Raw genomic sequence first — 5,424 nt, forward strand, 5'->3', positions numbered from 1 at the left:
CCCAGGGGGTGAGCGCACCACGCGGTCCGGGCTTCGCACATTCCGGGCCACCCCGGACCCCGAACGGGTCGCCGACTCCCTCGCGTGGCCGCCGTGCGGCTGCCCACGCTGCCACACCCGTACAGCCCACTGACCGAACCCCACAGATGGCTGTCCGCCCCAGTCCACCTCCCCAGGCGGCGGGGCGGACGGCCCCTGGACGGCGGTCACTGCGCTGAGATTGCCGGCACCCCGGCCGGCGCGCTACGGCCGGCGCCCGCGGGCGGCGGCAGCCGGTCGGCACCGGCCGAGAAGTGCTCGGCGGGGCGACGGGGCGGTGAACGCGGCCCCGTCGAAGGGTGGGCCGACCGGCTGCGGGTGGCTACTTGAGCGGCGTGCCGCCCGAGTTGTGGTAAGCGATCGTCTTGTTGATCAGGTTTCCGCCGTCGGACTCGACCGTCGTCTGTTCCTGCTGCCCTGGACCGAAGAACAGGCCGGCGACATGGGCGTTCGCCACCTGGTCCATGTGTGCAAAGAACCAGTCCACCTTGTCGTCCTTGTAATGGTTGAGGGTGTTGTTCTGCGCCATGTTGCCCACGGGGATCTGCCACAGGGCCACCGGCTTGCCCACGGACTCGGCCATCGTCTTGTAGAACTGCAGCGCGGCGGCGGCCTTCTGGTCGTTCCAGAAGTGGTCACTGCCGCCGTGGGCCGGCTGTGCGTACCAGCCCGCGTCGCGGTCCGAGACATCGGTGACCAGGAAGTCGGCGTTCTTCGCCCCGAGGTTCGCGTAGTCCTTGACGCATGCCTGTGTGTTGGTCTGCCAGTCGAAGCAGGAAAGGTGCAGCCCCACGGCGGTGTTCGGCGCGTACTTGTGCGCCATCGAGATCAGGCACTGGGCCAGGCCGGTGGCGCTGTTCTCCTGCGATCCGCAGTCCGTCGGATTCGAGGCCGTGACCTGCGCGGCGACCTGGTGCGGATTGCCGAGCGAGCGGACGTAGCCCCAGAAGTCGGGCTCGAGGTCGATCGCGTCGTGCGAGTTGCCGATCTTCTGGAGGAAGAAGCGGTAGTCGTTCAGGTACCGGGTGAGCAGGTCGGTCCTGTTGATGGCCTGGACCTCGCCCGGGCCGTCGCCCTGGCCTGCCGCATCCCCGAGGTCGCGCAAGGAGTACCAGGTCCAGAGCATCTTCTGCGGGCGCGGGCTGCCCTTGTACGTCGCCTGGGCCGCCACGGTGTCCCGATAGGTCACGTACGTGCCGGGCGCCGTGGTGCTGCCGGTCCAGCAGCCCCACCAGCCCGACCACCCGTCCTGGCAGCGCGCTGCCGAGTAGTAGTCCGACGAGGGCGCGGGCTGGCTGTGCACATAGGCGTACCGCACGTCGAACGGCGCGGCGCTCGCCGAGGCGTCGGACATCGAGCCGCCGATGAGCACCGTGTTACTGCCCATGAAACGCTTCGTCGAGCTGCCGTCGGTGGCGGCCGGAGACGCCGGCGGCGACGCCGGGTGGGTACCGCTCGGAGCCTGGCTCGCCGGAGCGCTGCCGCCGGGCGTGGGCGTGCTGCCGGAGTTCCCCGGGTTCCCGGTGCCGCTGGCGCTACCGGCCGGGACGAGCTTCCACTGCTGGTTGACGCCGCCCCTGTCACGGTTCTGGACGATGCGGCCCCCGTCCGACTTGGAGCCGCCCTGGACCTCGACGGCCATGCCACTGAAGCGGTTGATCAGACGCACGTAGCCGTCCGACGACTTCTCCATGTGGAACTGCTGGTTGGCGCCGTTCAGGTCGCGCCACTGCACCAGCTTGGAGCCGGCAGTCTTCGACCATTTGTAGTCGTCCAGCACCTTGCCGGAGTTCCGGTTCTGCAGCCGGTAGTTCCCGTTACCCGCGTCGATGAACTTCCACTGCTGATTGGTCCCGCCGTTACGGCTCCACTGCACCAGCGAACCACCGTCGGACGTGCCGTAGGCGACGCTGTCCAGCACCTCGCCGCTGTTGCGGTTGACCAGCACGTACCAGGCGTTCGTGTTCACGGTTCCCGCTGAGGCCGTGTTGACCACGACCACAGAGCCGCCCACGACCGCCAGGCTGATGGCCGCCCAGAAACTCCGACGCTGGTACAGCCGACGGCCGCGATGCGTCTGCCGCCGCCCCAGAACGGCCGAGCGGAACGACGCGCGACGACCACGGCGGGCGCGGCCGCCGGGCGACGCCTCCGGCGACGTGGATGGGCGAGGAAACATGTCGGTGCTCTCTTTCAGCCGTTGCCTCTGACCAGACCTCCTGTCCGGACACCACCCAGTTGTCACCGCCCCCGGAAAGGTTGCCCCGACCGCGAAGATTTTTTTCAGGCTCCGCGCGCCGGCTGGCGATCACGTCGTAGGGCGGGGGCTGCGAAACGCAGCCGACGACCGGTCGGCCGGTCGCCGGCGGTGGGTAGACGGTGGGTTATGCCGTTCGGCCCGTCGCCTGGCGCGGCACAGGCCGCACGGCCGGGAGTTCCGCGGCGGCGACGTGGTCGGGTTTGACCTTGTTCTGCCGGTAGTCCTGTGAGGGGATCACCGCGACCAGGCGGCCGCCGAGTTCCACCACGACCTCGGCGACCAGCGAGTCCGACCCCTTGGCGATGCAGGAGACGCCGGTCAGGTCCGCGGCACGAGCCTGTCGGTCAGGCGGCCATCTCGCGTCGTATCCGGTCCAAGAGCTGGGAGGCTGTGGAGTGCTGGGTGGGCAGTCGTGTCCCTGCCGTACGCGTGATGCGCTGCAGCTGGTGCGGCAGTCGCTGTGTCACCGCCTCCCGGATGGCGATGTCCAGCGACCGGGCGGCGCCCGTACGGTCGTCGGCGAGCAACTGGACGTGGGCCACGGTCACCAGCTCGATCACGCGCCATTGGGGAGCCACGACCGTCGTAGGCACCGGGCTGTTTTCCACCAGCTGCATGGCCACCCTGGTGCGGCCTGTGGAGACGAGGCCGCGCAGGCGGATTTCGTGCAAGGAGAAGGGGTTGAACAGGCTGGTGTGGTCGACGCTGTCCAGGAGGCCCTCGGTCTCTCGCATCACGCGGTCGAAGAGAGCACTGTTGCCCAGTGCGCCGGCGGCTCGGGCGAGGAGCGGCAGGGCAGCGGCGCGAGCGGTGTCGTCCGGGGCGGTGGCGGCGGCCCGGCACAGTCGTTGGACGGCTGCGCCCCGCAGGTTGGCTTTGCGTAGCTCGTTGCCGTGCATGCGCAGTACGTACGAGGTCATGCGCGCGTCCTCGAAGTACTCTGCGATCTCCAGGCTCTTGGCCGTCCAGTGCGCGGCAGTGGCGAGGCGTTCCTCCGGCAGCACGTTGCCCAGGGCGACGCCGAGGCCGCTGACCCACTCATGTCGCCACTTCAGCCCCGGCCACGGTCGGCTACATCCGCTCGTACTCGTCCACGGCCGCCGACCCGGTGTTTACCCGGCCGTACCAGGCGGTGATGGCCTGCTTGTAGCCGTCGGGCATGTTCAGGCCAAGCACGTCGTCCGCGCTGAACATACCCAACTGCTTGTGTTCATGACTGACGACCGGGGACCTGTCGGGAGTCAGCACGTTGCAGCCGTAGGTCACGATCAGTACGCGTCGCCCGGGGATGGGCTGATAGATCCACACACCACCGTCGATGAGCGGGCCGGCCTCGACGTCCCAACCGGTCTCCTCCTGGATCTCACGCTCCAGAGCCCGCTGCGGACTCGTGTCTGGTAGCTGCACGCCATCGCCCGAACCGATCTCCAGGCGGCCTCCGGGTAGTTCCCACTCGTCACGCTCGTTTCGCAGCAGTAGGACGCGAGCATGCGCGTCGAGTGCAACGCCCTTCACGGAGACGGGCCAGAGCGGCGGCGTGTACGACATGAGGATCCTCGTCCTGCGATGTGCGAGCCGGGCCTTCGGAACGTAGCACGCGCACTCCAACCAACCGCCCCTACGTCTGATTTGCCCGAGTCGACAATCAGACGCTTTACCGCGAGCACCCTGCCTTCCCACTCTGATCTCACCGATCCCGATCGAAGGAGTACGGCGATGCTCGACGCCTCCGCAGGCTCCGACAGGTTCTTCGCTGACCACTACGTCAACCTCCGCGCCCCGCACGCCAGTGACGCCATCGCCGCACAGCTTCGGGATGCCGGCCTCATGCTCCTTCAGCTCGACAACAGGTCGCGGATTCATGGTCCGGGCCTCGACCATCGGCCGTGAGGTGCCCTGGCCGACCGTGTATGGAGGATCGAAGGCCGTGAGGGTGATACGGCCCCGAGCCTGGCTGGCCGCCCAGGCGGTCGCAGTGCTGCTCCTGAACCACTTGCTGCTGACCGGTGTCCCGTGCCACTGGATCTTGACCGTTTGCCATCGGACTTTGACGGACGCGAGTTTGTGTCATCGGAGTTTGATCACCGCAGGTCAGCGACTCAGCGCACCGAAGGTGCGCTGAGTCGCTGACCTGTACTTATGTGCAGTGTCTCGTAAACGTGCAGGTCAGAGCGTTGGGATCGTCGTGCAGGCTGCTCGATTTGTGGGGACGGTGGGGTCAGGAAGGCTTGACCGCCGAGACCGGGGTGACGGTCACCTTGTTGTCGCACTCGGCCCACACCCCGTCGTTCAGGGCGACCTGGTGCTTCCCGGAGTGCGGCAGCCCGATGACCATCGTCGGATACGTCACCGGGTCCTTGCCCGACACGCAGTAGCCGTCGGCCTCCCCCTGGACCTGGACGAAGGTCAGCTTCACCCACGCCTTGCCGTGCGGCCGGACCGTCACGGTGGCCGCCCTGCCGGTGGGGGTGACCTTGAGCGGGGTGTTGTGGGCGGGGGAGCCGTTGCCGGCGCCCGCGACCGTTGGATGGCCCTTCAGGACGCACGTCCTCCGGGAGACGTTGGTGAACTGCACGACCGCCGCCCCGGTCCCGGTCCCGACGGGCCGGTGGACGGCCTGCCAGGCGCTGACCTGGAGGGCGGAGGCCGGGCAGGCGGGCGGCGGGGTGGAGGTGGTGGTGCTCGCCGCCATGGCGGTGCCGGGCAGGATGCCGGTCACCGCCGCCGCGACGGCCGTGACCGCCGTCGTCGCCAGAGCCGCGCTGCGAATGCCGTTGCTGTGCCGCATGCTGTCGTCCCCCTGAGTCGTCTCGTCCGCGGGTTTCGGTCGTCGGTTGTTGCCCCGCGGTACGCGTGGTCGTGGTACGTGAGTGCAGACGGGGCGGGAGAGCGGCAGGGTTCCGTGCGGCGACTACTTGTGACGGAACGGTGACGACAGGCTGCACCCGTGCAGATGGCCGTCAGGGCAGACGAAGCACCTCCAGCGCGCCACGGGTTTTACCACGCCCCCGGCGCGCACCGAAGGTGCGCTGAGTCGCTGACCTGAGGTGATCAAACTCCGATGACACAAACTCGCGTCCGTCAAAGTCCGATGGCAAACGGTCAAGATCCAGTGGCACGGGACA

At 68.4% G+C, this 5,424-nt stretch carries 5 protein-coding genes; 1 reads left to right on the forward strand and 4 read right to left on the reverse strand.

Features of this window, described 5'->3' with window-relative positions:
- Positions 1 to 361: 361 nt before the first annotated feature.
- The 3 genes from AQI88_RS36200 to AQI88_RS36210 form a co-directional block, all read right to left on the reverse strand.
- Positions 362 to 2,053: an RICIN domain-containing protein gene (locus AQI88_RS36200; RefSeq protein ID WP_244184484.1), complete on the reverse strand. Its 1,692-nt coding sequence runs from the start codon at positions 2,051 to 2,053 to the stop codon at positions 362 to 364.
- 590 nt (positions 2,054 to 2,643) lie between these two features.
- A complete protein-coding gene (locus AQI88_RS36205; RefSeq protein WP_067008073.1) occupies positions 2,644 to 3,303 on the reverse strand; it encodes a hypothetical protein in 660 nt (219 codons plus the stop codon).
- 67 nt (positions 3,304 to 3,370) lie between these two features.
- Positions 3,371 to 3,847: an NUDIX hydrolase gene (locus tag AQI88_RS36210; protein ID WP_067008076.1), complete on the reverse strand. Its 477-nt coding sequence runs from the start codon at positions 3,845 to 3,847 to the stop codon at positions 3,371 to 3,373.
- 168 nt (positions 3,848 to 4,015) lie between these two features.
- Between AQI88_RS36210 and AQI88_RS46245 the strand changes: the two genes are divergently transcribed.
- Complete coding sequence (locus AQI88_RS46245; protein ID WP_159050477.1) at positions 4,016 to 4,189, forward strand: hypothetical protein; 174 nt, start codon at positions 4,016 to 4,018, stop codon at positions 4,187 to 4,189.
- 328 nt (positions 4,190 to 4,517) lie between these two features.
- Here AQI88_RS46245 and AQI88_RS36215 read toward each other — a convergent pair whose 3' ends face one another.
- Positions 4,518 to 5,087, reverse strand: a complete 570-nt coding sequence (locus AQI88_RS36215) for a DUF4232 domain-containing protein (protein ID WP_067008079.1) — start codon at positions 5,085 to 5,087, stop codon at positions 4,518 to 4,520.
- Positions 5,088 to 5,424 lie beyond the last annotated feature (337 nt).

The organism is Streptomyces cellostaticus, from assembly GCF_001513965.1.
GTDB classification, from domain to species: Bacteria; Actinomycetota; Actinomycetes; order Streptomycetales; family Streptomycetaceae; genus Streptomyces; species Streptomyces cellostaticus.

Excerpts from the sequence above, each read along its gene's own strand:
- AQI88_RS36210 (WP_067008076.1), bottom strand. The coding sequence starts at position 3,847 with ATGTCGTACACGCCGCCGCTCTGGCCCGTCTCCGTGAAGGGCGTTGCA.
- AQI88_RS46245 (WP_159050477.1), top strand. The coding sequence starts at position 4,016 with ATGCTCGACGCCTCCGCAGGCTCCGACAGGTTCTTCGCTGACCACTAC.
- AQI88_RS36215 (WP_067008079.1), bottom strand. The coding sequence starts at position 5,087 with ATGCGGCACAGCAACGGCATTCGCAGCGCGGCTCTGGCGACGACGGCG.